The organism is Cupriavidus sp. 01L46, from assembly GCF_056399905.1.
This window is the reverse complement of record NZ_JBFTSF010000669.1, coordinates 1-748: the sequence shown is the minus strand read 5'-3', so window position 1 is coordinate 748 and position 748 is coordinate 1. Positions and strand designations below refer to the sequence as shown.

The 748-nt window shown below is 62.4% G+C and carries 1 protein-coding gene and 1 pseudogene; both read left to right on the top strand.

Features of this window, described 5'->3' with window-relative positions; genetic code table 11:
- Positions 1-193: PAAR domain-containing protein (locus AC1DS3_RS39220; protein WP_477129441.1), on the top strand; the 193-nt coding region annotated here is incomplete at its 5' end.
- Positions 194-285: 92 nt separating this feature from the next.
- A pseudogene (locus tag AC1DS3_RS39215) lies at positions 286-748 on the top strand (ImcF-related family protein); the annotation flags it as partial.

The window sequence follows — 748 nt, the reverse complement described above, 5'->3', positions numbered from 1 at the left end:
GGCTTATGAGGGCGATCCGGTGTGGTGTCCAGTCTGCAAAACGATGGGACAGATCGTTTGTGTCGGGCCACGCTTGTCGATGACGGGGCCCGACGGGCGACAAGCCGCACTGAGCGATGACCTCTGTGTCTGCCGCTGTGATCCGAGCCCTCGACTGATACCGTCACAGCACGCGTCTTACATGGATGTCTAACAACGCCGCGCGACTGGCGGCCTGGCCCCCTGTGCGGGCATCAAGTATCCCGATTGGGCCCAAAGCGTGGGCATGAACGTATCTCCCGAACAATGAAGAAGCTGCAGATCGACCTGACCTCGATACTTGTTCTCGCACTGGTAGTCGCCGGTGCTATTTTGATGTGGGGCGAGTACGCGGGTATCAAAACGCTCGAAGCGCGAGGATTTTGGCTATCGGTGGTCGCTGTTGGCGCCATTGTGCTGGCCATTATCGTGTCGTTGGATCGCCTGGGCCGCTGGTGGGATGCCCTGCGTACCTTGGGCAGGTGGCTGGATCGTCGGAAATCGGAGACGGCTGGCACGACACAGGCGAGCATCCTCGCCACCGGTGACCGGAATAGATCGGAGCCGAGTCCGCTGGGGCCATTTCGCCAGGAGTTGCTGCAGCGACACGGCCTGCGCTGGCGCTACCGCCAGCCCTGGCTGCTCCTCACCGGCGACGACGCCGCCATTGCCCGCCTCCTGCCCGAACTGGCAGAACAAGGCTGGCTGATCACCCCCGATGCGGTGTTGC